The organism is Chromohalobacter sp. 48-RD10, assembly GCF_029889785.1.
Classification (GTDB): Bacteria; Pseudomonadota; Gammaproteobacteria; order Pseudomonadales; family Halomonadaceae; genus Chromohalobacter.
In genome coordinates this window covers 1-3,185 of sequence record NZ_JARANX010000068.1, presented here as the reverse complement: position 1 = coordinate 3,185, position 3,185 = coordinate 1, and the positions used below count along the sequence as shown (strand labels likewise).

The window sequence follows — 3,185 nt, the reverse complement described above, 5'->3', positions numbered from 1 at the left end:
CGCACGGGACTTGCAGAATCGAGGAACGAGATTTGCAAGTCGTAAGTGCGCCCTTCGGTATATGGTGGCTGATTCAAACTGGAAAAGCCAGTTTCAGGTAGGCTGTGGATAGCCACCAAGGAGATACCCAAATGCCTCAACACCGCTCCAAAGATCAGCAGCTCGCGGATGCCGAAGCCCGGGTTGCCCGGTTACGCAAAGCGAAGCGCTCGGAAGACACCCGCCGCAAAATCCTCGCTGGCTCAGTGTTCATGCGTCTCGCCGAGCAGGACGATCAAACCAGGGCACAATTCCGACAGATAATGGATGAGCACCTAGACAGCGAGCGCGACCGTCAGCTGTTCGATCTACCCCCGAAGGCATGATCACCCCCGGGCCGTTGGCCCGGACGCTTACGCGCTACCGCCCTTCGGTTGGTGGGTGCGCCCCTCACTCGGTCGGCGCGGTCGCTACGCTCCCAGCATGCCGACCGATCTCGGGCCGCACCGGGTGTGCTGTGTCGGAAACCCCCGATTTTTACTACCTACCCCCTGTACTGCAGAACAAGGGGTAGGTACTCGCGGAGAGGGGATGCATGTCACCAGCGCGGCGTGCTTTAGCGGCCAGGCTGGGGCAGGCAGCGCGGGCGCGTAGCGCCCTGATAGCTGCCGCACGTCGCGCCTTTGGCGCGCCATCATCAGGCGGCCGAAGGCCGGGCGAGCGAAGCGAAGGGTAGGCGAGCGCATAGCGCTCAAAGCGCTACGCGCTTCGGGTTTTAGTGGCCAATTCCACCCCCCCTAGAAGATCATTAGAAGGGTCGAAAATAGAACCCTTTAAAATCAAAGGCTTACAGGGGGGGGGTAGGTCACAGCTGGTGACCTACCCCTAGGTCACAGCTGGTGACCTATCGTGCACGATATCGAGCAAATATGCTCGATATCGTGATAGAGTCGGGGAAGGCATTTGAACGATAGCGAGCAGATATGAGCGATACCAAGACCAAATTGACCCAGCCCCAGGTCAGAGGCTCCTGGGTGCAAACCGAGCGGAAAGCGCATGAAAAATGGGCGTCGCTCATCTCTCGAAAGCCCCGCGCTGCTGCACTGCTGCACTTGATTATCGCGAACATGAACAGCCGTGGAGCGCTCATCGCATCACAGACGACGTTAGCCGAGCTGTCTGGCACCTCAGTGTCAACGGTCAAGCGTTCAGTGAAAGTGCTGGTTGATGAGCAGTGGGTCCAGACTATCAGGATCGGATCAGAGCGCGGCGGGGCACTCGCATATGTCGTGAACCGCCGCGTTGCATGGGCAGACAAGCGCAAGAACAGCCAGTACGCGCTGTTCGATGCTCGAGTGCTCGTATCTGAGCGAGACAACCCGCAGGGGCTCGAAGGCCCGGATTTGACGCACATACCTTCGATGTCGCCAGCGGACGGCCAACTACCATCTGGGGACGGCGAGGCACCACCATCTCAGCCATCCATCGACGGACTGGAGCCGGACCTGCCTCACCTGCGCGACTAGCCTAGCTCGGGGCCGTCCTGGCTCCGAGTATTGCCCCGGCGCACATCCTGGGCCTGTCGCCTCTCATCGGCCCATGCGTCCCGCTGGGGCGCCTTTGAGCGCTCCTGCTGCCGTTCTTGGCTCCAGGCATCGCCCTGGCGCTTCTCCTGGGCGGGCTGCTGCTCGCGCTCGATCTGCGCGGTGCGCTGCTGCTGGAGCTGCGCGTACTCCGTCTTCACCCGCTCGACATCACGGCCCTCTGTGGCCGCCTGCTGCTTTAGCTGGCCGTATTCACGTCTCAGGGCGGCATCGTGGGCTTGCGCTCGCTGTGCGGCCTCCTGAGCCTGATTCTGGCGCTCCTGAGCCTGATCGTGGCGCTGGGACGCTTCGCGGCGCTGCCGCCCCTTGAACCAGCCCTTGATTCGATCACGCTGGGCTTGCGCCTCGCGGACGCTCTGTGCGGCCTCTCGTTCTGTCTGTTCGGTGCTGTCGCGCTGCTGTGCGGTTTCGCGCATCGCGAGCTGTACATCGAGCAGCCGCTCTCCAATCTCCGCGCCGCGCTCCCGCACTTGGGCTAGGTGCTGGGCCTTCGCGTCGATCTCCCGGTCGAGCCGCTGCACAGCAGCCGATGGGCCGGGGGGGGCCTTGGGCGGCTCCTGTGTGCGCTGTGGGCGTTCTCGCGGTGCTTGTCCCGCTTCACGCTCAAGCCGACGGGCTTTCATGCGCTCAGCAGCAGCGGTGAACGCCTCGCCGCGTGTCATTTTCGGCTCCTTGGCCTCGGCCCTTTCGGCCTCAACCGCAGCGTTGGCCGCTTGGATCTCAAGATTCAAGCTCGCTCGGTCGCTCTGCTCAGGCACTCCGCGGCGTTCCATCTCAGTGCCCATCGGGCCAACGTGGATCTGCGGCACGCGGTTGATGCCCTGGTCTGCCAGGGATCGGCAGTCGATCCGTTCGGCGACCTGGGCACGCTCCAGAGCGTCGTTAGCCATGCCCTCCCAGCGCTGCCGGATGGCCTTCACCTCGTCGGCGCCGCGATCGAGCCCGGCCTCGCGGCGCTTCTGGTCGCTCCACTCGATAGCCGCCTTGTCGCCCAGCCCGTCATGGCCATAGGCCCGGGTCGTAGCGAGCAAGTGGGCGTGGTGGTTGCGCTCGTCGCCGTCTCGATCCGGTGCATGAACGGCGAGATCGACGGCGACGCCGTAGCGCTCGGACAGCTCGCCGGCGAGCTCGCGAGCGAGGGCAAGCCGCTGGTCGGCATCGAGCTCGTGCGGCAGCGCGACGACGTACTCCCTCGCGACCCTCGCGTCTTTGCGCTTCTCGGCGGCTTCGGCCTGGTTCCACAGCGACTCGCGCTCGGGGCCCGGAACGCCGTCGCGGGTCACGATCTCGTCGTGCTCGACACCCCGCTTGCGGGTGTAGTCGTGCACGACGCCGGTGCGCTCATCGGCTAACTCACCACCCGACCGATAGGCCGCTGCGGCGACGGCTGACCGTCCGCCCTTGCGGTTCATCGGCTTGGTGCTGAGTGAGTAGATGGCCATGGCTGCACCGGCTGGGGTTGGGGTTAGGGGTCCAGGGGCGAAGCCCCGGCGCACGGGACTTGCAGAATCGAGGAACGAGATTTGCAAGTCGTAAGTGCGCCCTTCGGTATATGGTGGCTGATTCAAACTGGAAAAGCCAGTTTCAGGTAGGCTGTGGATA

The 3,185-nt window shown here is 63.8% G+C and carries 3 protein-coding genes; 2 read left to right on the top strand and 1 reads right to left on the bottom strand.

Annotated elements, in window-relative coordinates:
• Positions 1-131 precede the first annotated feature (131 nt).
• Both OP496_RS16910 and OP496_RS16905 read left to right on the top strand, forming a co-directional pair.
• Positions 132-365: a mobilization protein gene (locus OP496_RS16910; RefSeq protein WP_280564984.1), complete on the top strand. Its 234-nt coding sequence runs from the start codon at positions 132-134 to the stop codon at positions 363-365.
• Positions 366-962: 597 nt separating this feature from the next.
• Complete coding sequence (locus tag OP496_RS16905) at positions 963-1,505, top strand: replication/maintenance protein RepL (protein WP_280564982.1); 543 nt, start codon at positions 963-965, stop codon at positions 1,503-1,505.
• Here OP496_RS16905 and mobQ read toward each other — a convergent pair.
• A complete protein-coding gene (gene mobQ / locus OP496_RS16900; protein ID WP_280564981.1) occupies positions 1,502-3,025 on the bottom strand; it encodes a MobQ family relaxase in 1,524 nt (507 codons plus the stop codon). The two genes, OP496_RS16905 and mobQ, sit on opposite strands and share 4 nt — an antisense overlap.
• Positions 3,026-3,185: the final 160 nt, after the last annotated feature.